Raw genomic sequence first — 24056 nt, 5'->3', positions numbered from 1 at the left:
CCGACTGCCGGACCCGCCGCTCCCGCGGCGCCCCGCCCCGCCCTGCCTGCCTGCTGAGCCGCCCGACCCGCCGCCCGACCCCTCTCCGCGCTTCCCTTCGCACGTCAGTCGGTGCGGCTCGGGAGGCCGCGAAGCCGCAACGACTGACGTGCGAAGAAGAGCGGGATCGGGAGGGGCGGGCGGGTTGAGCGGTAGGGCGGGCGAAGCGGCGCGCGGCGGCGCCCGGGAGCGGGCTCCGGACCGCTACGCCTCGGGCGCGTCGAGCCCGTTGACCCGCTGGATCTCCCGCTGGTAGTCGGCGACGACGCTGCGGGAGACGCGGCAGTCGAGCAGGATCGTGCCGCGCGCGCCGGCCCGCGTCCACGCCGCGAGCGCGTCGAGGTCGGCGAGCCGCTCGACCCGCACGCCGGTCGCGCCGAGCGCGCCGGCCAGGCCGGCGAAATCGGCATCGGGGATGAGCATCGGGCCCTCGTCGAGGCCCATGGCCCCGTACAGGTGGACTTCGGCGCCGTAGGCGCCGTCGTTCCAGACGACGATGACGGCGCTCGGCGCCGTGCGGATGGCGGTCTCCAGGTCGGCGAGCGCCATGAGCCCGCCGCCGTCACCGGTCGAGAGCACGACCGTGGATCCGGGGGCCGCCGCGGCGACGCCCGCGACCGTCGGGAAGCCGAGGCCGATCGTCTGGTAGGCGGTGCCCACCATGACCATCCGCTCGGGAGACGCCACCGGCCAGTACATGTTCGCCCAGCCGATGAAGTGGCCGCCGTCGCTCGTCACGTGCCGGTCGGCGGGGAGGAGCGCCCCGATGCGCGCGGCCACGGCCCGAGGATCGAGGCGGCCGTCGGCGCACACCCCGTCGGGATGCTCGGCGCCGCCGTCATCGCGCACGCGGAGCGCGCCGCCGGGTTCGAGCCCGGCGACGCGGTCGCGCCAGGCGGACCCGCCGGGGGTCTCGGGCCCGGGCGCGCCGAGCGCATCGAGCAGCGCGGCGAGCACCTCGCGGGCGTCGCCCTGGAGCAGCGCGTGGGCGACGGGACCGGCCGTCCTCGGCGGGGCGACCTGCTCGGCATCGATCCGGATCACGCGCGTGCCGGCGCCGAAGAGCTCGCCGAAGCGCATGGTGAACTGGTTGAGGCTCGCGCCGACGACGAGCACGACGTCCGCCGTCGCCACGGTCGCCATCGCCGCGCTCTGGCCGAATCCTCCGGTCACGCCGAGGTCGTACTCGGCGCGCGGGAAGACGCCGCGGGCGAGCGCCGTGGTCGACGTGAGGGCTCCGAGGCGGTCGGCGATCGCGCCGAGCTCCGCGGTCGCGGCGGCGAGGTGCGCGCCGCGACCCGCGAGGACCAGTGGACGCTCCGCCTCCAGGAGCATGCGCGCGGCCGCTTCGATCTGGTGCCTGGCCGGGGCCACGGCCGGGGTATCGGGCCCCGCGCCGACCGTGGAATCGGGGGCCGACGGCATCGGGGCCCCCGAGACCGAGGCGGTCAGCGCGGCGAGGGTCGCGGGATCGGAGAGGTCGATCGACGCCGCCGTCGGCGCGACGGTCGCGGGCCGCGTCTCGGCGTTCACGATGTCGTAGGGGATGCCGAGCACGACGGGGCGGCGGACCCGGAGGGCGTAGGCGACCGCGCGGTCGACGGTGCGTTCCGGATCGGCGACGGAGAGCGTGTAGCTGCGGATGCCGAGGGCCGCGGCGAGCATCTCCTGGTCGACGTCCCAGGGGCGCGGGCCGCCGGTCGGGGCGTCGCCGACGACCACGAGCATCGGGGTACGGGCCTGCGCGGCCTCGGCGAGCGCGGTGAGGGCGTTCGTGAAGCCGGCGCCGTAGGTCGTCGTCGCGAGCCCGAGCCGTCCCGAGACCCGCGTGTAGGCGTCGGCGGCGGCGACGGTCCCGGCTTCGTGGCGCACGGCCGTATACGCGACGCCGGCTTCGGCGAGCGCGTCGATGAGGAAGGCGTTGCCGTTCCCCATGAGCCCGAAGGCGCGGTCGGTGTGGCGGGCGAGCAGGCGTGCGAGGGCGGCGCTGAGCGCGGTCGGAGCGGACATCACAGTTCCTTTGCGAATGATGCGGGGAGTCGGGGACCGTGTATGTCTCGTCGCGCGCCCATCGCGCGACAGCAGCGCCCCTTTTTCGAGCGCCTTCTCCGGCCGGGCCGGATCGCTCCGACCGGACTGGACGATCACATCATATCGAGGCGCCTGCGCTCATCGATAGCTGCGCGCGATCTCCTCCGCCGCATCCGTGAGCTCCGCGACGACCTCCTCGAGGTTCTCGGGCAGCATGAAGTGCACGACCGCGAGCGCGGCCGGCGGCTCCCCGGGGATCCTCAGGGGCACGGCGATGGCCGCGACGCCGTCGATGACCTCGCTGCGGCTGAGCGCGTAGCCGAGGGCCCGGGCCTCGAGCGCCGCGGCGCTGAACTCCGTGTCGCCGAGCATGGCCGCCCGCTCGGTCGGGGTCAGCGACGACTCGATCGCGTGCGCGGGCGCCCCGCGGTCGACCGGGTGACGGACACCCGGATTGCGGGAGATGCTCGCGGGGACGTTCGCCGGTTCCACCGTGACGAGGGTGACGACCTCCACGGCGTCGAGCACGGTGACGAAGGCGGTCATGCCGAGGGCGTAGGCGAGTCGCGTGACGGCCGGCATCGCGGCGGTGTGGAGGGCGGGCGCGACGCCGCGGGCGAGCACGGTGAGCTTCGGCCCGAGCCGGATGAGCCCCGCCTGATCCCGCGCGACGAAGCGGTGCTCCTCGAGGGTGCGGAGGATGCGGTACGCGTTCGAACGGTGCACGCCGAGCCCCTCGGCGAGCTCCGCGATCGAGATCGGGGTCTCCGCCTCCGCGAGGAGTTCGAGTGCGCGGAGTCCGCGGGAGAGCGTCTGGGAGCCCGCGGGCGTGGTCCCGGTCTCGGGTGAGGGGGTCATAGCGTCCATTCTCCTCGAAAGCGGCGCCCGCCCGTGCCGCGGCGCGGCGGCGCAAGCGGGATGCGCCCGCGTGTTGTGCGGGCCGAGCCCTCACGATATTCTGTCTGTGCGTTATTCAAACGATGTGTTCAATTATTGAACATTTTGGGCGCGGAGGCATGAGGACGGACCGGTGCCCGGCACCGGGGCGCAGCACGGCTCCGCGGCACCAGCGAGGAGAAACAATGCAGTTCCACCATCACGGATACGTCTCCACCGATCCGCGCATCCAGCCGGCCGCCGGCGTCGGCCTCGACCGACCGCAGGAACTGCCCGCGGAGATCGATGTGCTCATCGTCGGCTCCGGTCCCGCCGGCATCGTCGCCGCGGCGCAGCTCGCCCAGTTCCCGAACGTCGTCACGCGCGTCGTCGAGCGCCGTGACGGCCGGCTCGTGCTCGGGCAGGCCGACGGGATTCAGGCGCGCAGCGTGGAGACGTTCCAGGCCTTCGGCTTCGCCCGCCGCATCATCGAGGAGGCCTACCAGATCACCGAGACCGACTTCTGGTCGCCGGATCCGGAGCGGCCCGAGAACATCGTGCGCAGCGCGATCACCCCCGACGATCCGAAGGGCATCAGCGAGTTCCCGCACCTCATCGTCAACCAGGCGCGGGTGATCGACTACTTCGCCGAGTTCGCGCGCAACGCCCCGGCGCGCGGCGACGTCGACTACGGCTACGAGTTCGTCGGCCTGGAGGTGCTCGGCGAGGGGGAGTACCCCGTCGAGGTGACCCTGCGACGGGTCGCCGGATACGCCGGCGCCGGCATCGGCACCGCCCGCGCGGCGGGCGCCGAGGACGGCGAGTCCGTCGTCGTGCGCGCGAAGTACGTGGTCGGGGCCGACGGCGCCCGCTCGGCCGTGCGCCGCGCGATCGGCGGCTCGCTCGCGGGCTCCACCTCCCTGCACGCCTGGGGCGTCATGGACGTGCTCGCCGTCACCGACTTCCCCGACTACCGCAAGAAGTGCATCATCCACTCCGAGGCGGGCAGCATCCTCCACATCCCGCGCGAGGGCAACCACCTCGCCCGCATCTACGTCGACCTCGGCGAGACCGACGAGCAGGACGGCGGCAGGGTCCGAGACACCCCCCTCGAGGAGGTCATCGCACGGGCGAACGCGATCCTGCACCCCTACACCCTCGACGTGCGCGACGTGCCCTGGCACAGCGTCTACGAGGTCGCCCACCGGCTCACCGACCGCTTCGACGACGCCGCCACGTCGCCCGACGGGAAGCCGCGCGTCTTCCTGATGGGCGACGCCTGCCACACGCACAGCGCGAAGGCCGGTCAGGGCATGAACGTCTCCATGCAGGACGGCTGGAACCTCGGCTGGAAGCTCGGCTACGTGCTCGAGGGCCGCAGCCCCGAGTCGCTGCTGCGCACCTACTCGGATGAGCGCTGGGTGACCTCGAAGAATCTCATCGACTTCGATCACGAGTGGTCGACGCTCATGGCGAAGAAGCCCGAGGAGTTCGACTCGCCCGGCGAGGTCGAGGAGTTCTACGTCCGCACGGCGGAGTTCCCCGCGGGGTTCATGACCGAGTACACGGCGTCGATGCTCACGAGCGACGGAGCGCATCAGGAGCTCGCGAGCGGGTTCCCCATCGGCAAGCGCTTCAAATCCGTGCGGACGACCCGCGTGGCCGACGCCGTCGAGGTGCACCTCGGGCACCACCATCGCGCCGACGGCCGATTCCGCATCTACGCCTTCGCCGACGCGGGCGGGGAACGGCTCGAGCGCTGGGCCGCGTGGCTGGCCGAGGGTCCCGCCTCGCCCGTCGCCCGCTTCACCCCGCACGGCGCCGACCTCGACGCGCTCTTCGATGTGAAGGCCGTCTACCCCGAGCACCATCACGAGGTCGACCTCGCGCGCGTGCCGCGGCTGTTCCTCCCGGCCTCCGGACCCTTCGGGCTCACCGACTACGAGAAGGTCTACGCGGCGCTGCCGGAGGAGGACATCTTCGAGCTCCGCGGCGTCTCGCGCGCGGGCGTCGCGATCGTGGTGCGTCCCGATCACTACGTGTCGGCGATCCTGCCCCTCGATCGCCCCGAACTGCTCGGCGAGTTCTTCGAGGGGCTCCTGCTGCCGCGCGGCTAGGCGACTCCGCGGGCGATGCGCCGCCCCGGTCGCGGGCGTAGCCTGGGGAGATGGACGAGCATCACGCCTCCGACCCGATGGAGACGCGCATGCTCGAGGAGATCATGGCCTCGGGCGCGCCGGACGGCGAGGCGCCGGACGGCGCCGCGCGAGGCGGTGCGCGATGCGGCGCGCGAGGCGGCGCGGCGCCCCGCGTCGCGATCCGGGGTGCGGGAGCGCTGCCCGCAGCGCTCCCGGTCACCGCGCTCGCGAGCGCCGCGGTCGCCGCGGCGGGTCTCGGGATCGCGGACTGGTGCGCGGCGGCGCTGGGCGAACGGCCGGACCTCGTCGTGGACCGACGCCTCGCCTCGCTCGGCTTCGGCTCCTCGCTGCGCCCCATCGGCTGGGCTCCGCCGCCGCCCTGGGACCCGATCGCGGGGGACTACCGGACCGCCGACGGCTGGATCCGCCTGCACACGAATGTGCCGGCGCACCGGGCGGCGGCGCTAGTCGTGCTCGATGCGCCGCCCGACCGCGAGCGGGTCGCGGCGGCGGTCGTCCGCTGGCGCGCCGAGGAGCTCGAGTCGGCGGTGCACCTCGCGGGCGGGTGCGCCGCGGCGATGCGCACGGCGGCGGACTGGCGGGCGAGCGCGCCGGGGCGCAGCGTCGCCGTCGATCCCGTGATCCGCTGGGCGCCCACCGCGGGCCGCGCGGACCTCGACGCTCCGCGCTCGGGCGCCGATCGCGCCAGGCCGCTCCGCGGCATCCGGGTGCTCGATCTCACCCGCGTGCTCGCCGGCCCGATCGCCACGCGGCTCCTCGCGCATCTCGGCGCCGAGGTGCTCCGGATCGATCCGCCGGATTGGGACGAACCGGGCGTCGTGCCGGAGGTGATGCCAGGCAAGCGCACCGCGCGTCTCGATCTGCGCCGCGCCGAGGGGCGCGAGCGCCTGCTCGACCTCCTCTCGGACGCCGATGTGCTCGTGCACGGCTATCGACCGGGTGCGCTCGACGGACTGGGGCTCGGGGCGACGGTGCGGGAGGATGCGCGCCCCGGCCTCGTCGAGGCGCGGCTGAGCGCCTACGGCTGGTCCGGGCCGTGGGCGGCGCGCCGGGGATTCGACAGTCTCGTGCAGATGTCCACGGGGATCGCGGAGGCCGGCATGCGCGTCTTCGGACGCGAGCGGCCGATCCCGCTGCCCGTGCAGGCGCTCGATCACGCGACCGGCTTCCTGCTCGCTCGCGCGGCCGTGCAGGGGCTCGCGCGACGCGCGCGGACCGGTCGGGGGAGTCGGGCGTCGCTCTCGCTCGCGCGAACGGCGGCGCTGCTCGCACCGCACGCCCCGATCCCGCCGGGACCCGGCATGCGCGCGGAGACCGCCGCGGATCTGGCGCCGGGCATCGAGCGCACCGCGTGGGGGCCGGCACGGCGGCTTCGTCAGCCGCTCGCGCTCACGGGCGTGTCGTTCGAGGCGGAGCTTCCGGCGCGGGAGATCGGGAGCGACGCGCCGCGCTGGAGATAGCGGGGCGGCCCGAGGGGCGGTCGCGCGTCGGAGGAGGGGGCGCCGGCGCGCAACCGCTCGCGATCGGGGACACGACGGTGCGGGAGCGGGAACGACGGCGGGGCCGGGATCCGCCCAGGATCCCGGCCCCGCCGTCGTGCGCGCTACTTCGCGGCGAAGCGGAAGAGCTTCTTGTTGGCGAACTCGAGCATGCCGACCTTGCCGAGCTCACGGCCGTAGCCCGACTTCTTCACGCCGCCGAAGGGCACGTCCGCGCCCTCGAGGCCGGAGGCGCCGATGAACACCATGCCCACGTCGAGCTGGTTGCCGACCTGCTCGGCGCGCTCGAGGTCGTCGCAGATGACGACGGAGCCGAGGCCGTAGGGCGAGGAGTTGGCGAGGTCGATCGCCTCCTGATCGCTCGACACCTTGTAGAGCTGCGCGACTGGCCCGAAGAGCTCCTGGCTGTACACGTCCATCGCCGGGGTGATGTTCGTGATGACCGACGGCGTGTAGAGGTTGCCCTCGGGGGAGTTGTCGCCCACGAGCACCTCGGCGCCCTGATCGAGCGCGCCCTGCACCTGGGCGGTGAGGGTCTTCGTCGCCGCGGCGGAGGAGAGCGGCCCGAAATCGCCGGACTCGTAGGACTGGCCGGCGATCGCGGCCTTGAACTTCTCGGAGAACTCGTCGAAGTAGGTGTCCATCACGACGATGCGCTTGGAGCCGTTGCAGGCCTGTCCGGTGTTCTCCATGCGCCCGCCGACGGCGTGCTCGACCGCGTGGTCGAGATCGTCGGTGTCGAGCACGAGGAAGACGTCGGAGCCGCCCAGCTCGAGCACGCACTTCTTCAGGGCGCGCCCGGCCTGCTCGGCGACGATGGCGCCGGCGCGCTCGGAGCCCGTGAGGGAGACGCCCTGGATGCGGTCGTCGGCGATGATGCCCGCGATCTGCTCGTGCGTGGCGAACACGTTCACGTAGGCGCCCTCGGGGAAGCCGGCGTCCTTGAAGAGCTGCTCGAGCGCGAGCGCCGACTCGGGGCACTGCGCGGCGTGCTTGAGGATGATGGTGTTGCCGAGGATGAGGTTCGGCACCGCGAAGCGGGCGACCTGGTAGTAGGGGTAGTTCCACGGCATGATGCCGAGGATCACGCCGGTGCCCTGGAAGCGGAAGAACGACTTCAGGCCGTCCTCGACCTCGAGCTCCTCGTCCGCGAGCCACTTCTCGGCGTTCTGGGCGAAGGCCGCGGTGATGGCGCCCGAGAACTCGGCCTCGCCGACCGACTGCTCGAGGGGCTTGCCCATCTCGCGGTTGATGATCGCGCCGAGCTCGTCCTTGCGCTCCTCGAAGAGCTCGGCCGCGCGAGCCGCGAGCGCCGCGCGCTCGGCGACGGTCGTCTTGCGGGCCCAGTTCCGGTAGGCCTGTTGCGCCGAGGCCAGCGACGCCTCGATCTCCTCCGCGGTCGCGTCGGGGTACTCGGCGACGGTCTCGCCCGTGGCCGGATTGATGACGGCGAACGTGCTCATAGGTGATTCACTCCTTAGTGATCAACGGGGATTGTGCACGCCCAGTCTCCCACACGGGATCGCTTCGCACTACCGGGAAGCCCTCCGGGATCATGTGAGTTCGCCGGGGGGAGACGGGCGGATCCGTAGCTCGGATCGCCCAATCGCTGCGGAATCAGTCGTCTGCGCCCGCGGGCGTGGCACGCCCCCCGCGCACCGCCGCCCGGAGCTCCGCGACGATGTCGGCACGGGCGGAGCGGCCGACGGGCGTGGGCAGCAGCGGGTAGACGTGCAGCTGCCCGCGCCGCTCGTGGAGCGAGACGCCGACTCCGACCTCCTGCGCGCGCTCGACGAGCAGCCGGGCGTCGGGATTGAGCACGTCCCGCGTGCCGCTGTACACGCTCAGCGGGCCGAGACCGGCGAGCTCCCCGGCGAGCGGGCTCACGGCGGGATCGTCGAGCGGCAGCTCGCCGCGCCACGCCTCGGCGAGCACGACGCCGCCGGGCACGCCGAGCCACGGATCGCTCGGCTGCACCTCCGGGATCCGGGGGTTGCTCCAGCTGAGGTCGAGCGCGGGGGAGACGAGCGTCGTGAGCGGCAGCGCGATGCCCCGATCGCGCAGGGCGAGCGCGGCGGAGAGCGCGATCTGGCCGCCGGCGGAGTCGCCCGCGAGGAGGACGTCGTCGTAGCGCGCCCGGGCCTCCTCGACGAGCGCCGCGACGCCGTCGCGCGCCTCGATGGCCGTGCCGAACGGCACGAGGCGGTAGATCGGAACGATGACCTCCAGGTTCGCCTCCGCGGCCAGCTGGGCGACGAGCCGCCAGTGGAGCGGCGAGATCTCGTTCACCCAGCCGCCGCCGTGCACGTAGACGAGCGCCGCCGCGGCGCGCGCGAGATTCGGGAGCACGGGGCTCGGCGTCACCCGGTACACGGGCCAGCCGTGCTCGTGCCCCGCGGAGATCGCGACGTCGCGGCGCAGCCGCTCGGGAGGCGCGTAGCCGAGCGGTCGCAGACGGCGCTCGGCGATGCGCGCGCGAGCGCCTTCGGCGGTGGCGAAGGGGCGACGGGCCCCGACGAGTGCGAGGTACAGCGGAACGGCGGCGCTCGGCAGGATCACGGGCTCTCCTTCTGCTGGGATCTCCGACCATCCTCGCAGCATCGGCGCGTCCGCGCCGCTGTGTAGGATGAGCCCGTCGCACCGGGCCGCATCGACCGGGGCCCGCATCGTCCTGAAGGAGGGCGCCCATGTCCCAGAAGCACACGCTCGGCAACGCCACGGAGACGGGGCACATCCACGTCGGCAAGGGGCTCAACCAGGGTGCGCTCGGGGTCGTCGGCTCGACGATCATCGGGCTGGCGTCGACCGCGCCCCTCTACTCGCTCGCGGCGACGCTCGGCTACGTCATCGTCGCAGTCGGGGCGCAGGCGCCGCTGGTCTTCGTGGTCGCGTGCATCCCGATGGTGTTCGCGGCCTTCGCCTATCAGGAGCTCAACCGCGAGATGCCGGACTGCGGCACCACCTTCGTGTGGGGCGCGAAGGCCTTCGGGCCCGTCGTCGGCTGGATCGGCGGCTGGGCCGTCGCCGTCTCGGCCATCATGGTGCTCGCGAACGTCGGCGAGATCACGGGCAAGTACTTCTGGCTGCTCCTCGGCAACGAGGAGTTCGCGGGCAACCGCGTCGTGGTCGTCGCAACCTCCGTGGTGTTCATGGCGATCATGACCTTCGTCAGCACCGTCGGCGTGCAGATCGGCGAGCGGCTGCAGATGATCCTCATGACCATACAGATCGTGGCGATGGTGCTCTTCGGGGCGCTGGCGCTGTGGCACGCGCTCGACGGCAGCAACCCGGGCTCCATCGCCTTCGACTGGCAGTGGTTCAACCCCGCCCAGCTCACCTCGTGGTCGGGCTTCATGGAGGCCGTGCTGCTCGCGCTGTTCATCTACTGGGGCTGGGACACCTGCCTCGCCCTGAACGAGGAGACGAAGAACCCCCGCAAGACGCCGGGCCGGGCGGCGCTCTCGACCATCGTCGTCCTCATCGTCCTGTACGTCGGCATCTCCATCGTCGTGATGATGTTCGCGGGCTTCGGCGACAGCGGCTTCGGGCTCACCAACGAGGCCAACCTCGACGACGTGTTCACGGTGCTCGGCGGCGCGCTCTTCGGGCCGTGGGGCTGGTTCCTGCTGCTCGGCGTCATGCTCTCGGCCGCGTCCTCGACGCAGACGACGATCCTCCCCACCGCGCGCGGCACGCTCTCCATGGCCGTCTACCGGGCCCTCCCCGCGAAGTTCGCCGAACTGCATCCGAAGTTCAAGACCCCGTGGTTCTCCACCACGGTGATGGGCGTCGCCGCGATCGTCTACTACGTCGGCATGTCGATCCTCTCCGAGGACATGCTCGCCGACTCGCTGACCTCGATGGGGCTCGCGGTCGCGCTCTACTACGCCATCACCTCCTTCGCCTGCGTGTGGTACTTCCGCGGCACCCTCCGCGACTCCGCCCGGAACCTCTGGATGCGGGGCATCCTGCCGCTCCTCGGCGGCCTGCTCCTCGGCTACGCCTTCGTCCAGTCCGCGATCGACATGATCAGCGTCGACTACAGCTACACCGTCATCTTCGGCATCGGCGGGGCGTTCGTGATCGGCGTCGGCGCGATCCTGCTCGGCTTCGTGCTCATGGGGCTGTGGTGGCTGCGCCCGAACGCCAAGCCCTACTTCCGGCGCGAGAGCCTCAATCGCGACACGCCGGTGCTCGTCCCCGACGAGTGAGACGCGTGCGCGAACCGTTACGCGCACGACACGCTGCGTGACCGCCGCGTCATCCCGACGACACAGCGATGCCCTGGAATGGGGGCATGGAGACGCGACTGCGATGGAAGAGGGTCTGCGCGATCTGGATCGGCATGTACCCGGTCAACGTCGCGACGTCGTGGGCGATCACGATGCTCCCGTGGTGGGGCGGGATCGCACTGCCCGCGCGCTCGGCGATCGTCGTCACGGTCGTCGCCCCGCTCATGTCGCTCATCATGATGCCCGCGATCACTCGGCTGCTCGCGCCGTGGCTGCGACGCCATCCGGAGCATGCGCGCCGCGAACGGCGGCTCCGCGCGGTGCTCGACGAGCTGGCCGTCGCCGAGGCCGAGACCGTGCCGCTCCCGGTGATCGGGATCGCGCGGGTGGCGGCGGACCGCGACCGCGCGGCGGCCTGAACCGCCGGCCGCTATCCTGATCCCGGGCCCGCGACCGCGGATCCGGTGCACCGGGAGGTCTCGATGGAGCGGTTCGACACGATCGTCGTGGGTGCGGGGGTCGCCGGACTCACCGCTGCGCGGCTGCTGGCCGGCGCCGGCGCGCAGCGCGTGCTGGTGCTCGAGGCCCGCGAGCGGGTCGGCGGACGGACCTGGAGCGAGCGCGCCGACGGCGTCACGACCGACGTCGGCGCGTCCTGGATCCACGGCATCGACGACAACCCGCTCGCCGGCGTGACGAAGCGCTTCGGCATGCGGCGCGCCGAGTTCACCGTCGGGAGCTATCAGCCCGACGGGCGCCCGATCGCCGACTTCGGCCCGGCGGGGGAGCGGCTCTCCCCGGAGGCCGCCGCGCGGTTCGCAGCGGACGTGCACGGCTTCGACGAGCGCCTCGCCGGGACCGTCGCCACGATCGCGCCGGGCTCCCCGGTCTCCTATGCCGACGCCGTCGAGCGCACGCTCGACGGACTGCGCGCGGAGGGGTGGGATGCGGATCGCGCCGAACGGGTGCGCGAGTTCCTCCGGCACCGCGCCGAGGAGCAGTACGGGGTCGCGGCCGAACGACTCGACGCCCACGGGCTCGACGACGACCAGGTCGACGGTGACGAGGTCGTGTTCCCCGACGGCTACGACGCGCTCGCGCACGGGCTCGCCGAGGGGCTCGACATCCGGCTCGGCCACGTCGCGGCGCTCGTGGAGTGGGGGCAGGACGGCGCGATCGTCACGAGCGATCGGGGCGCGTTCGCCGCCGACCGCGTGGTCGTCACCGTGCCGGTCGGCGTGCTGCGGGCCGAGGACGGGCTCCGCTTCGAGCCGCCGCTCCCCGAGCCGGTGGCCGGGGCGCTCGGCGGGCTCGAGATGAACGACTTCGAGAAGGTGTTCCTGCGCTTCCCCGAGCGGTTCTGGGAGGACGGCGTCTACGCGATCCGCCGCCAGGGACCGGCGGCGGCGTGGTGGCACTCCTGGTACGACCTCACACCGCTGCACGGAGTGCCCACCCTGCTCACCTTCGCCGCCGGGCCGTGCGCGCGGGCGACGCGGGACTGGTCGGACGAGCGCATCGCGGCGTCGGTGCTCGCCGCGCTCCGGGAGCTCTACGGGGACCGGGTGCCCGAGCCGAGCGGGGTACGGGTGTCGCGCTGGCGCGACGATCCCTTCGCCCGGGGCTCCTACGCGTTCATGACCGTGGGCTCCCGCACCGAGGACCACGACCTGCTCGCCACGCCGCTCGGCGGTGCGCCCGGATCGGGCGGGGTCCTCCACCTCGCGGGCGAGGCGACCTGGACGGAGGACCCCGCGACCGTGACGGCCGCCCTCCGATCCGGCCATCGCGCGGCGGAGCGGATCCTCGGGCGGGAGCTGCCCTTCGAACTGCTCGCACCGTAGCCGACGTGCCGGGTGCGGCTCCTGCCCGTCGTACGCCGCCCCGTTCGAATCCTCGCGGAAATGACGCGGACGGGGGTCGCCGGCGTCGGAAGCCCCGTTTCGCGTCATCCGCGAGCGTTCGGAAGCCCGAGCCCGAGCCCGAGTCTGAGCCCGAGCCCGAGCCCGGGGCACGGGCATCGTCACCTCTCGGGGGTCAGCACGGGCAGGAGCAGGCGCGCCTCGCGGCCGGGCGCGATCACGACATGCTGGGTCGCCCGGACGTAGTCGTGCGGCCGCGCGACCGGAATCGGCACCATGCGATGCGGGTTCACGTCGTATCGGGGGAAGTTCGAGCCGGTGATCTGGAGCCGCAGGCGATGACCGGAGGCGAAGACGTGACTCGTCGGAGAGAGCTCGACGCTGAACCGCTCGGGCACGCCCGGTTCGAGACCGCGCTCGTGCGCGTCGCGGAATCTGCTGCGGAGATGACCGTCGGCGATGACTCGACTCACGCCCGCGGCATCGACATCGCACAGCCGGACGCTCCAGTCGCAATCCTCCCGGTCGCACGCGCCCCAGAAGTCGAGTCGCGCGATGCCGGTGACCTGCATCGGCGCGGGGAGAGGCTGCGACGTGAAGAGGAGCACATCATCGCGCGACTCGACCTCCCGCTGATCCATCGGGCCGGAGTTGCGGCCCTGCAGCAGCCCGGGCAGGAAGGACGGGCCCCCGACGCTCGGCACGGGATTCTCGGGATCGCTCGTGAAGGCGATCCAGCGGTCGACGGCGGGATCGGGGCGCGCGTCGACGTCCTCTGCGCCGGGAGGAGCGTCAGGCGACCGCAATGCACCGTCCGCACGGAGCCGGAATTCGCGGGTGCCGATGCCTTCGAGGGGCCAGGTCTCGCTCGTCCGCCATCGGTTGATGCCGCTGGTGAAGTAGCGCACCCGCGGGAGGTCCGGACGTTCGCCGGCCACGACGGCTGCGGCGAGCCGGAGCTGATCACCCTGCACATCCGCGCCCGCACCGGAGGAGTCGTAGCCGTGCCAGGTATCGCCCTGCCAATCGCTCATGTTCCCGTGCGACCAGGGGCCGGCGATGAGGTACTGGTGCTCCGCGGCGGGCGCACCGGGAGCGATGGCGCGCTCGAACGCTCGGAGTCCTCCGTGCGCGAAGAGGTCGTTCCATCCGATGACGTGCAGCGCCGGCAGGGGGGTCGAACCGTCCGGGAGCGCCGGACCCGCGGGCAATCGATCCTGCGGCTCGCCCGGGCGGCGCAGCCACGAGCCGAAGTACGGTGCGACGGTCAGCAGGGTCTCGTCGAGCAGCGGACGCCGTGCGAAGGCGGAGGCGGGATCCCGTCGCATCTCGCGCAGGAGCGCCGCAGCGGCCCCCGCCCCCGCACCGTCCCAGTCGCGCCGCTGCGCTTCGACGGGGGCGAGCGCCTCGAACGCCCACTGCAACTGGAATGCGAGGTGGAAGGCTCCGCCGGGCAGCACCCAATCCTCCCGGAACCTCGGCGACGTGAGCACGGGCGCGATCGCCCGGAGCGCGGGGTGGCCGCTCGCGGCCGCCGCCCACTGCGTCGCGCCGACGTACGACGCCCCGAACATGACGACGTTCCCGTCGCTGAAGCTCTGCGACACGATCCATTCGAGCGTGTCGTAGCCGTCATCGCGCTCGTCGGCGAAGGGCGTGAACGACCCTTCCGACCCGCCGCGTCCGCGGGTGTCCTGGATGACGACCGCGAATCCCTCGGTGATCGCGTCGGCGAACTGCATGCTCAGGATGAACTGGCTCTGGAAGACGTCTCCCTTGCCGTAGGGGGTGCGGGCCAGAAGCACGGGCCAGGGGCCGCCTCCCTCGGGCAGGTAGACATCGGTCGCGAGGCGGGCGCCGTCGCGGAGTGGGACCGCGAGGTCGCGCAGGACGCGGTATGCCGGTTCCGGTCGTGAGACGCTCACGCGCGCGCCCCCAGGCGCTGACGGAGCCGGTCGAAGGAGACGGCGAGGATCAGGAGGCATCCGCTCGCCACGTTCTGCCAGCTCGAGGCGACGTTCATGAGGGTGAGGCCGTTGCTCATGACCCCGACGATCACGAGGCCGAGTACCGTACCGAGCACGGTTCCGGTCCCGCCCTTGAGGCTCGTGCCGCCGAGGATGACGGCGGTCACCGCCGCGAGCTCGAGCCCGAGGCCGCTCGTGCCCGAGGTGGACCCGAGCAGCGAGGTGCTCATCAACCCGCCGATGACGATGCAGCCTCCGGAGATGAGGAAGGCGGTGAAGAGGATGCCCCGGTTGCGCAGGCCCACGAGTCTCGCCGCTGACTCGTTCGATCCGATCGCGTAGACGGAGCGGCCGTAGCGCGTCTGATGCAGGAGGACGGCGATCACGGCGACGACGACGGCGAGGACGATCACGGGCATCGGGATCCCGAGCAGCGGGCGCTGGATCGCCCAGTCGAACCCCGTCACCGGGATGTTCCTGCCCTCGCCGAGCGAGACCGTCAGCCCGCGGAAGATCGCCATGGTGCCGAGCGTGGTGATGAGCGCGTTGACGCCGACGACGGTGACGAGGAAGCCGTTGACGGCGCCGATGAGCAGACCGACGACGATCGAGAGCAGCACGGCCGCGGGGAGCCCGAGTGCCGGCGCCGCCAGGGCGAGGGTCAGCCCGACGAAGGCGACGCCGGATCCCACGGAGAGGTCGAACTGCCCCGCGATGAGGAGCACGGTGGCCCCGGCGGCGAGGACGCCCGTCACGGAGATCGCGGTGAGGATGTTCAAGAAGTTGTCGACGCTCAGGAAGTACGGCGAGCCGACGGAGAAGACGACGATCTCGACCACCAGGAAGACGAGGAGGGCGGCGGCCTCGGGGAGGCGGACTCGGCGTCGGGCCGGCTTCGGCGAGCCGAGCGACGGGGGAGCGGGGAGTGCGGTGAGCGTGTCAGACATGAATGGCGCCTCCTGCGGCGTGAGTCAATGAGGCGACGGAGATGTCCGCGCCGGGGATATGGGCGACCTGGCGCCCGCGGATGAGGATGTGCGCTTCGTCGGCGATCGCGATCATGTCCTCGTAGTCGCTCGTGGCGACGATGACGACGGCGCCGTCGTCGGCGAGGCGGCGCAGCGCCTGGTAGATCTCCTGCCGGGCCCCGACGTCGACGCCGCGCGTCGGCTCGGTGAGCACGAGGACGTCGCTGCCCTGCTCCAGCCAGCGGCCCAGCAGCACTTTCTGCTGGTTGCCTCCCGAGAGCGTGGTGATCCGCTGCTCGGGCTCGCCCTGGGAACGGATCCCGAGCGGCTCGTGCCAGCGCTGGTACGCGGCCGATTCGACTCGTCTGGAGAGGAAGCCGAAGCGAGCGAGCCGTCGCCACGACGGTGCGGCGAGGTTCTCGGCGACGCCGCGGGTCGGGAGCAGGGCGTCGCCCTTCCGGTCCGCTGGCAGGAAGCCGATGCCCGCCCGGATCGCCGCCGCGGGTCCGCTCAGCCGAAGCCGGACGCCATCCTTCTCGATGCGTCCGGCCCGGACCGGACGAGCGCCGAAGAGCGCCTCCGCGAGTTCGACGACGCCCGAGCCGACCTTGCCGTAGATGCCGACCACGCGCCCGCGTTCGGCGGTGAAGCTCACATCGGAGAATCCCTCGGCGTCGAGCCCGCTGACCGTGAGGCCGCCGGGTCGCTCCCGCGCGTCCGAGCCTGGGGGGTAGCGGACCTGTTCGACCTTCCTGCCGACCATCGCGGCGATGACCTCTTCGGCGTTCGTCTCGGCCGTTCTCGCGTGGAGGGCCACGCGCCCGTCGCGGAGCACGAGCGTGCGATCGGCGATGGCGAACACCTCATCGAGTCGGTGCGTGATGTAGATCACGGCGACTCCGCGCGCGGTGAGCTGTGCGATCACCGCGAAGAGCACGCGGGCCTCGGCATCGGAGAGGGCGGCCGTCGGCTCGTCGAGGATGACGGCGCGCATGTCGCCGGCCGTCGCTCGAGCGATCTCGAGCAGCTGGCGCTCCCCGAGCCTCAGCGTTCCTGCGGCACGAGCGGGATCGAGGTCGCTGCCGAGCTCCGCGAGCACGCGTCGTGCCGTGCGGTCCATCGCGCGGCGATCGACGAACGGCCCGCGCATCGGCCAGGAGCCGAGCGAGATGTTCTCGGAGACCGAGAGCGCGGGAGCGTCGGAGAGCTCCTGCGAGATCGTCCGCACGCCGTACCGGCGCGTCGTCGCGATGCCGGCGTTCGTGGCGTCCTCGCCGCCGATGGTGATCCGGCCGGCATCGGAGCGGTACGAGCCCGTGAGGATCTTCACGAGGGTCGACTTGCCGGCTCCGTTCTCGCCGAGCAGCGCCGTGACCTCGCCCGCGGCGAGATCGAGGTCGACGTCGTGGAGCACCGTGACGCGGCCGAAGGACTTGCGCAGCCCGCGGATGCTGATGAACGGCTCCTCCCGCATCAGCAGGCGAAGTCCGGATAGTACTCGCGGACGTTCTCGGCGTTGATGAACTCGTGCGGCACGAGGATCTGCTCCGGGACGTCCTCGCCGGCGATCGCGCGGATCATGTTCGGAACGATGAGGTTCGCATACTTCTCGGGGAAGTACGCGGCGCTGCCGAGCCAGTGCTCAGCATCGGTGATCGTGCAGTTCGTGGGATCGAAGTTCTGGACGCCGAGATAGAGGTCGTCCTCCCGGTTCTGGGTGCGCGCGGCGGCGAGGGCGGAGACGATGACGTCCTCGTTGATGCCGACGACGATCACCTTGTCCGCGCCGGGCAGGGCGGTGAGCGTGTCGGTCATCTGCTGCAGCGCGACGTCGGCCTGGCCGCCGGCCCCCGTGTCGATCACTTTGAGATCGTGGATCTCTCCGCAGACCGAGGCGAAGCTCTCGCGGATCCCGCCCATGCGCTGCTCGTTGACCTCGCCGACGGCGGTCGACTCGAGTGAGATGAAGGCGTCGTAGTCGCAGCGCTCGTGTTCGCCGAACCACTGGCCGAGGTGGTAGCCGATGAGCTGGCCCGCGTACTCGTTCGCGGCGCCGACGAAGGCCGACTCGCACGGCTCCTGGGCGATATCGACGGAGAACACGGGGACCTGAGGGCCGGCGTCGCAGATCGCGGGCGCACTCGCCGCATCCGCCTGGAAGGTGACGAGACCGTCGACATTCTGCGTCTTGAACTGCCGTGCGCAGTCGAGCGCCTTCGCCGCGTCGAGCTCGGAATCGCACGTGATCAGGTCGATCCCGGCGAGTTCCGCCTGCGCCTCCATGCCGGCTTGCAGGGCCTGCGGGAACGGACTGGAGAGCGCGAGCTGGGTGAACCCGATGGTGAGGCCCGCTCCGCTCCCGGCCTCCACGTCCTCGAACTCGGCGACGAGCTCCGGGACCTCGGGCGGCGGGGCGTCGAGGTTGATCGTCGCGGAATCCTGCGCTGCGCCCGCGTTCGATGCGGAGCAGCCGGAGAGGAGCAGGGCGGCGGCGAGCGCCGCGACCGGAATGGCGCGAAGCCGGTGACTCGTATGCATGGGACCTCCTTGACCCGATGAATTGCAACGTTACAATACTTACGGTTCACGATGCTAGAGGGTCGAGATGCGGCCGTCAAGCATCATCTTGCAACGTTGCAGAAACGTGCCGGACATACGGGATCCGAGCGTCGCTCAGTTCCCGAGTGTGGACCGCCGCGCGATCAACTCAGGCACGAAGGCGATGCGTCGGGCGGATCCGGGGTCCGCGATCGCCTCCATCATGAGTTCGACGGCCGCGGCGCCGATGGCCTCGGCCGGCTGACGCATCGAGCTGATCGGGATCCGCGCGGAGGCCGCGAACGCGACGTCGTCGTACCCGATGATGGCGATCTCCTCGGGAATCGCGACACCGGCGGCGGCGAGCGTCTCCATGAGGCCCAGCGCCACGAGGTCGTTCGGTGCGAAGACCGCGTCCGGACGTTCGCCTCGGGGGAGGCCCAACAGTCGGTGGGCCGCGACGACCCCGCCCTGGATCGTGAGATCGGGGCTCGGGATGCTCAGCGTGGTCGCACCGACGGCGTCTGCGGCTTCCACGGCGCCGCGGTAGCGGTCGCGCACCTGGGTGAAGGCGACCGGGCCCTCGATGAGCCCGATGCTGCGCCGCCCGAGTTCGAGCAGATGCTCAGCGGCGATACGACCGCCGCGCATGTGGTCGACCGCCACCGCGGGGAAGCCGGGTGCTGCTGCCGCGTAGTCGATGAGGACGACGGGCGTGCCGCGCTCGCGCACGCCGGCGAGCAGGTGCAGGTCGTGTCCGAGCGGGGTGACGAAGAGCCCCTGCACGCGCTGGGATTCGAACAGTTCGATGTAGCGTCGCTCGCGATCCGGCTCCTGGCCGCTGTTCCCCAGCAGTACGGCGTAATGATTCCGGTCCGCCGCATCCTCTGCAGCGCGCTCGAGCACGGTGAAGAAGGGGCTGCCGGCGTCGATCACGACCAGGCCGAAGACGCGGCTTCGGCCGAGTCGGAGCTGGCGGGCGGCGTCGTTACGGACGAAGCCGAGTGCAGAGATCGAATCCTGCACCTTCGCGAGCGTGGTCGCGGCGAGGCGTTCGGGGTGATTGATCGCGTTGGAGACCGTCGAGAGCCCGACGCCGGCATGCTCGGCGACGTCGCGCACCGTCACGCCGTGGTCTCGTCTGCTCACGGACTCATTCTCCCGGAGGAGTGGGACGTGCGCCAAACGGAGGCGCATCTCGTGCCGCAGCCGCCGCGGGGACGGCACGGAAACCGGCCCCGTCGCGCCGGGACGCTCGTCTGGCGCCCTCGCATCGGGATCCTCGTATCGCGTTCGGGGGAGCGGGGTCTTGCATGGATGACGCATACGGGGGTCACCGGCGCGGGAGATCCCGTTTCGCGTCACATCCGCGAAGGCTCGAGCTCGCGGTCGGGGAAGCGGGCTACACCTCGGGTCTGGTTTCGGGCTTCTCGGCTCCTCGAGGTTGACTCGCGTCCGGCGAGCGCTCCGCCTTCTGTGAGTGCTCCGCGTCTTGTGGCCGCTCCGCGTCCTGTGGCCGCTCCGCGTCCGGCGAGCGCTCCACGTCCTGCGGCCGAGCCGCGTCCTGCGGACGCGACGCGGTCCGCGGATCCCCCGCTCCCGCCGCAGGCGTCGTCCGCCGGGCCCGCCGACGCCGCGCGGCGCGCACGAGAGCCACGACGGCGATCGCGACGATCCCCGCGATCGCGAGCCAGGGGAGCAGGATCCCGAGCACGACGAGCGCCCCGGCGCCCGCGGCGCCCAGGGAGCCCAGGCCCGCGAGCAGGCCCTCCCAGAAGTTCGCGGGGCCGCCGCCGGGCAGCGCTTGCGGCGAGTCGAGCGAGACCCAGACGGTCGCCTCGTCGATCTGCCCCTCGAGCGCGTCGAGCTGCGCCTGCAGCCCGTCGAGCTCCTGCTGCCGCTGCGCGAGTGCGGCCTCGGCCTCGAGCAGTTCGCTCGTGCTCGCCGCGCCGGCCATGAGCTCCGTGAGGCGCCGCACCGAGGCCTCGAGCGCGGCGACCCTCGCCTCCAGGTCCACGTGCTGCGCCGTCACGTCACTCGCGCCGCGCTGCTCGGAGATCGGCTCGCCGAGCCCGGAGAGCTCCGCGAGCACGTCGTCGAGGCGATCCGCCGGCACCCGCAGCGTCAGCTGCGCGCTCGCGGGTCGCACGCCCTCCGCGCGCGACACCGTGACCGCTTCGACGAATCCCTCCGCTTCTGCAGCGATGCGACCGGCATCCGTCGCGGCGCCGTCGGGATCGGCGACTTCGAGCGAGAGCTCGGCCGTGCGGACGACCGATCGTCCGTCGGTGGAACCTGCGGCGGCATCGTCCAGAGCACTCGCGTCGCCCGGCTCGCCCGCTGCCTCGGGCGCGGCGGGCGCCTCGCTCGCGGAGCCCGTCGCGGGGAGATCGGGGACGCCCCGGAGCCCGTCAGGGGCGCAGCCGGTGAGCGGGGCGAGCAGCAGCCCGGCGGCGAGCAGGAGCGGGAGCAGCGCGGACCTCGTCGTGCGGCGTGTCATGGTGACACCCTACCCAGCCGCGCGACGACGCGGTCGGAGAGCTCCTGGGGGTTCGCCCGGCGCGACCGGATCGTTACCGGACCGCGCCGAACCGGGGGCGTCTGGCCGCTAGTTGAGCGGCAGCGCGAGTGTGCCCGTCTCCGGCGGCGGCTCGACCGAACGGCCCTTGAGGTCGGGGATCCAGCGCAGCGACACGGCGGCGCACAGCGCGCACACGACGAGCAGCATCCCGGAGACGAAGATCGCCCCCTGGGCGTCGGCGATGTCGATCGCGATTCCCGCGAGCGCAGAGCCCGTGGCGACGCCGACGAGCTGTCCGGTGCCGACCCAGCCGTACGCCTCGGCCGTCTCGGAGAACTTCACCGTGGAGCTCACGACGTTCGAGATCGCGGCGAAGGTGGGCGCGGTGCCGAGCCCGCCGATGAAGAGCACGATCGAGAGCCACCAGATGTTCAAGCTGACGAGGCAGGCAAGGGTGCCGGCGAGCACGATCCCGATGCGCAGCAGGATCGACCAGGGGCGCATCTCGCGATGCCCGAAGAGCAGCCCGCCGACGAGCGAGCCGCCCGCGAACAGCGCGAGGACGACGCCGGACTCCATGCTGCTGCCGTGCGCGTCCCCGCCGCTGAAGGCGGCGACGATGCCCGCTTCGATCGCGGCGAAGGAGGCCACGAAGAAGAAGCCGATGATCGTCGAGATGACGACCGTCGGGTACCGCAGCACGGCGCCGAAGCCCCGCCGCGAGGGCGGCAGTACGACCTGCCCGACCGCGGGGCTGAGGATGAACCAGGCGCCGCCGAACAGCATGAAGCCCGCCGCGACGCACAGGCCGGCCGTCGTGCCGAACTGCGAGGAGACGAAGACCGCGACCACCGGCCCCAGCACCCAGATGATCTCCTGCGCCGCGGCGTCGAGTGAGAACAGCGCCGACAGCTGGTTCGAGGGCACGAGCTTGGGGTACAGGGTGCGCACCGCAGGGGTGACCGGGGGCGTGCAGAGCCCGACGCAGAGGGCGATGCCCGCAACGACGAGGAGCGGCAGGTGCACCGTGGCGATCGCCACGAGCAGGCCGGCGCACAGCAGCGAGGTCGTCGCGAGCACGGGGCGCATGCCCCAGCGCCCCATGAGACGGCTGCTCAGCGGACCGGAGATCGCCTGACCGATGCTCTGCGTCGCGAGAACGATGCCCGCCGAGGTGTAGTCGCCGTAGCTGAGCTGCATGTGCAGCAGCAGGATGATGGAGAGCATCCCGAACGGGAATCTGGCGGTGAGCTGCGAGATCAGGACGCGCACGACCCCGGGATGCCCCGCGAGTTCACGATAAATGCCCATCAGACGAGTATACGACCGATTGCGCCACCCAGAACAGCGTTCGACTGCGGAATCGCGCATGAATTCGAGTTGAACCCGCGGTTTCCGTGGTCGCGAACGCGGCCGGGCCCGCCGGGATCGACTCCCGGCGGGCCCGGCCGCGTCGGCGGGGCTACGCCCCCGGCGTGCTCGTCGAGTAGACGGTGCCGCCGCGCTGGCCGCCCTGTCCGCCGCCCTGGGCGCGGCGTCCGCTGCGGCGCTGGCCTCCGCGCTGCCCCTGCGGCTGGCCGGAGCGCTGGCCCGGGTTCGCGCCCTGCCCGCCGCCCTGGCCCTGCGGCTGCCCGGAGCGCTGGCCGCCCTGCTGGCCGCGACCGCCGCCGGACTGCGACGCGCCGCCCTGGCCGCCTGCGCCGCCGGCGCCCGATCCCGCACCGCGGCCGCGACCGCCGCGCGACCGCTTCCGCTTCGCGTTCGCCCCGGTCGAGGCGCCCTGGCCGGGCGGGTTGTGACCCGCGGCGCGCTGCTGCGCGGCCTGCGCCTCGGCGCGCTTGCGCTCGGTCTCGCGCGGATCGACTCGCGGCGCGACCTCGCCGATGAGCTCGAGTACCTCGGCGTCGACCCGCGCGGCGTTCGGGTTCACCGGGCGCGGGGTCACGCGGATCTTCGCCGCGCGCATGATCTGGCGCATCTCGCCGCGCTGCTCGGGCAGCACGAGCGTCACCACATCGCCCTCGTTGCCCGCGCGCGCCGTGCGACCCGAGCGGTGCAGGTAGGCCTTGTGCTCGACCGGCGGGTCGACGTGCACCACGAGGTCCACGCCGTCCACGTGCACGCCGCGCGCGGCGACGTCGGTTGCGACGAGCACCTTCGCCTCGCCGGAGACGAACTCGGCGAGGTTACGATCCCGCGCGTTCTGCGAGAGGTTGCCCTGCAGCTCGACCGCGGGGATCCCGCGCGCCGTGAGCTGCTTGGCGAGCTTCTTCGCCTGGTGCTTCATGCGGGTGAAGAAGATGCGGCGCGCGGTACCGGAGGCGAGGGCCTCGATGAGCGCGTCCTTGTCGTCCTTGCCGGCCACCTCGAACACGTGGTGGGTGAGCTGCGGCACGGGGGACTCCGCGGAATCGACGGAGTGCAGGATCGGGGAGTGCAGGTACTTCTTCACGAGGTTGTCGACCCCGTTGTCCAGGGTCGCGCTGAAGAGCAGGCGCTGGCCGACCTTCGGCGTGGCGTTGAGGATCCGCGTGACCACCGGGAGGAAGCCCATGTCGGCCATGTGGTCGGCCTCGTCGAGCACCGTGATCTCGACCCCGCCGAGGTCGACGAGCCGCTGCTTCATGAGATCGTCGAGGCGACCGGGGGCGGCCACGACGATGTCGACGCCCGCTTCGAGCGCCACCTCCTGACGGCGCTGGGGAACCCCGCCGAAGATGGTGGTGACCTTCACGCCGACCGGATCGGCGAGTATCTTCACGGTCTCGGCGATCTGGGTGACGAGCTCGCGGGTCGGCGCGAGGACGATGGCGCGGGGGCGGCTCGGGCGGCGCTTCGCGGCTGCCTGGTCGGCGAGATTCGCGACGAGGGGGATGCCGAAGGCGATCGTCTTGCCGGATCCGGTGCGCCCGCGGCCGAGCACGTCCTTGCCGGCGAGCGTGTCGCGCAGCGTGTCGCGCTGGATGGGGAACGGGGCGGTCTTGCCGTTGCGCGCGAGCGCATCGGCGATGGGGGCGGGGACGCCGAGCTCGAGGAACGAGGGCGTGGGGACGTTGGGCTGTTCGGTCACGGGGACCTTTCATGCTGAGGCGCGAGGCATCGTCGTGCGCGCTGCGCAGCGGAGCGCGGGACGAGGGCGTCGGCCGGTTCGGCGAGTGCGCGGGATCGCGCATCCGTTCGCCGCGGAGAATCCGGAGGTCCGGCGGTCCGGATGGAACCGCGACCCGAGGCTGTCAGCGACGCGGGGCCCGGTGTGCGGACCCGTGCCCCCAGTCTAGCGGGCTTCCCGCTGGGAAGGTGCGGTGCGGGGCGGATCGCGGCACGGAACCCCTCGCCCGGCCGCGCCCGCGTCTGGCAGGATGTG

The 24056-nt window shown here is 72.2% G+C and carries 17 protein-coding genes; 5 read left to right on the top strand and 12 right to left on the bottom strand.

Annotation, left to right across the window (positions count from 1 at the left end):
• Positions 1 to 243 precede the first annotated feature (243 nt).
• Positions 244 to 2049, bottom strand: coding sequence for a thiamine pyrophosphate-binding protein (locus tag MUN78_RS09545; protein ID WP_244726040.1), 1806 nt, complete (start codon positions 2047 to 2049; stop codon positions 244 to 246).
• 159 nt (positions 2050 to 2208) lie between these two features.
• Positions 2209 to 2928 (bottom strand): IclR family transcriptional regulator, encoded by a 720-nt coding sequence (locus tag MUN78_RS09540; RefSeq protein ID WP_244726039.1) that lies wholly within the window; start codon positions 2926 to 2928, stop codon positions 2209 to 2211.
• 224 nt (positions 2929 to 3152) lie between these two features.
• Between MUN78_RS09540 and MUN78_RS09535 the strand changes: the two genes are divergently transcribed.
• Together MUN78_RS09535 and MUN78_RS09530 are read left to right on the top strand one after the other, a co-directional pair.
• On the top strand, positions 3153 to 5063 hold the full coding sequence (locus tag MUN78_RS09535) for an FAD-dependent monooxygenase (protein ID WP_244726037.1): 1911 nt from the start codon (positions 3153 to 3155) through the stop codon (positions 5061 to 5063).
• Between the two features lie 50 nt (positions 5064 to 5113).
• Positions 5114 to 6565, top strand: coding sequence for a CoA transferase (locus MUN78_RS09530; RefSeq protein WP_244726035.1), 1452 nt, complete (start codon positions 5114 to 5116; stop codon positions 6563 to 6565).
• Positions 6566 to 6708: 143 nt separating this feature from the next.
• Here the strand turns inward: MUN78_RS09530 and MUN78_RS09525 are convergent, their stop codons facing one another.
• Together MUN78_RS09525 and MUN78_RS09520 are read right to left on the bottom strand one after the other, a co-directional pair.
• Positions 6709 to 8067: an aldehyde dehydrogenase family protein gene (locus MUN78_RS09525; protein WP_244689446.1), complete on the bottom strand. Its 1359-nt coding sequence runs from the start codon at positions 8065 to 8067 to the stop codon at positions 6709 to 6711.
• Between the two features lie 154 nt (positions 8068 to 8221).
• A complete protein-coding gene (locus MUN78_RS09520) occupies positions 8222 to 9163 on the bottom strand; it encodes an alpha/beta hydrolase fold domain-containing protein (RefSeq protein WP_244726033.1) in 942 nt (313 codons plus the stop codon).
• Between the two features lie 128 nt (positions 9164 to 9291).
• On the opposite strand from MUN78_RS09520, the gene MUN78_RS09515 reads away from it, so the two are divergent.
• The 3 genes from MUN78_RS09515 (at position 9292) to MUN78_RS09505 (ending at position 12680) form a co-directional block, all read left to right on the top strand.
• Positions 9292 to 10815, top strand: a complete 1524-nt coding sequence (locus MUN78_RS09515; RefSeq protein WP_244726031.1) for an APC family permease — start codon at positions 9292 to 9294, stop codon at positions 10813 to 10815.
• Between the two features lie 86 nt (positions 10816 to 10901).
• On the top strand, positions 10902 to 11255 hold the full coding sequence (locus MUN78_RS09510; RefSeq protein ID WP_244726029.1) for a putative antibiotic biosynthesis monooxygenase: 354 nt from the start codon (positions 10902 to 10904) through the stop codon (positions 11253 to 11255).
• A 63-nt stretch (positions 11256 to 11318) separates the two neighbouring features.
• Entirely contained in the window at positions 11319 to 12680 is a 1362-nt protein-coding gene (locus MUN78_RS09505) for a flavin monoamine oxidase family protein (RefSeq protein ID WP_244726027.1), read from the top strand.
• A gap of 179 nt (positions 12681 to 12859) precedes the next feature.
• Here MUN78_RS09505 and MUN78_RS09500 read toward each other — a convergent pair whose 3' ends face one another.
• The 8 genes from MUN78_RS09500 to MUN78_RS09465 form a co-directional block, all read right to left on the bottom strand.
• Positions 12860 to 14623 carry a CocE/NonD family hydrolase gene (locus MUN78_RS09500; protein ID WP_244726026.1) on the bottom strand — a complete coding sequence of 588 codons (1764 nt, stop codon included), beginning with the start codon at positions 14621 to 14623 and terminating at the stop codon, positions 12860 to 12862.
• Positions 14620 to 15612 carry an ABC transporter permease gene (locus tag MUN78_RS09495; protein ID WP_244726024.1) on the bottom strand — a complete coding sequence of 331 codons (993 nt, stop codon included), beginning with the start codon at positions 15610 to 15612 and terminating at the stop codon, positions 14620 to 14622. Before MUN78_RS09495 ends, MUN78_RS09500 begins: the two co-directional genes overlap by 4 nt.
• On the bottom strand, positions 15605 to 17107 hold the full coding sequence (locus tag MUN78_RS09490) for a sugar ABC transporter ATP-binding protein (protein WP_244726023.1): 1503 nt from the start codon (positions 17105 to 17107) through the stop codon (positions 15605 to 15607). The genes MUN78_RS09495 and MUN78_RS09490 overlap by 8 nt, the downstream gene beginning before the upstream one ends.
• Positions 17107 to 18171, bottom strand: a complete 1065-nt coding sequence (locus MUN78_RS09485; protein ID WP_244689431.1) for a sugar ABC transporter substrate-binding protein — start codon at positions 18169 to 18171, stop codon at positions 17107 to 17109. The genes MUN78_RS09490 and MUN78_RS09485 overlap by 1 nt, the downstream gene beginning before the upstream one ends.
• 135 nt (positions 18172 to 18306) lie before the next feature.
• Complete coding sequence (locus tag MUN78_RS09480; protein ID WP_244726021.1) at positions 18307 to 19320, bottom strand: LacI family DNA-binding transcriptional regulator; 1014 nt, start codon at positions 19318 to 19320, stop codon at positions 18307 to 18309.
• A 253-nt stretch (positions 19321 to 19573) separates the two neighbouring features.
• Complete coding sequence (locus MUN78_RS09475; protein ID WP_244726019.1) at positions 19574 to 20671, bottom strand: DUF4349 domain-containing protein; 1098 nt, start codon at positions 20669 to 20671, stop codon at positions 19574 to 19576.
• Between the two features lie 108 nt (positions 20672 to 20779).
• Positions 20780 to 22003 (bottom strand): MFS transporter, encoded by a 1224-nt coding sequence (locus MUN78_RS09470; protein ID WP_244726017.1) that lies wholly within the window; start codon positions 22001 to 22003, stop codon positions 20780 to 20782.
• A gap of 151 nt (positions 22004 to 22154) precedes the next feature.
• Positions 22155 to 23762, bottom strand: coding sequence for a DEAD/DEAH box helicase (locus MUN78_RS09465; protein WP_244726015.1), 1608 nt, complete (start codon positions 23760 to 23762; stop codon positions 22155 to 22157).
• Between the last annotated feature and the right edge of the window lie 294 nt (positions 23763 to 24056).

Source organism: Leucobacter allii (genome assembly GCF_022919155.1).
Classification (GTDB): domain Bacteria; phylum Actinomycetota; class Actinomycetes; order Actinomycetales; family Microbacteriaceae; genus Leucobacter; species Leucobacter allii.
Note: the sequence above shows the minus strand (reverse complement) of the source record. Positions and strands in the feature narration are given on the sequence as shown.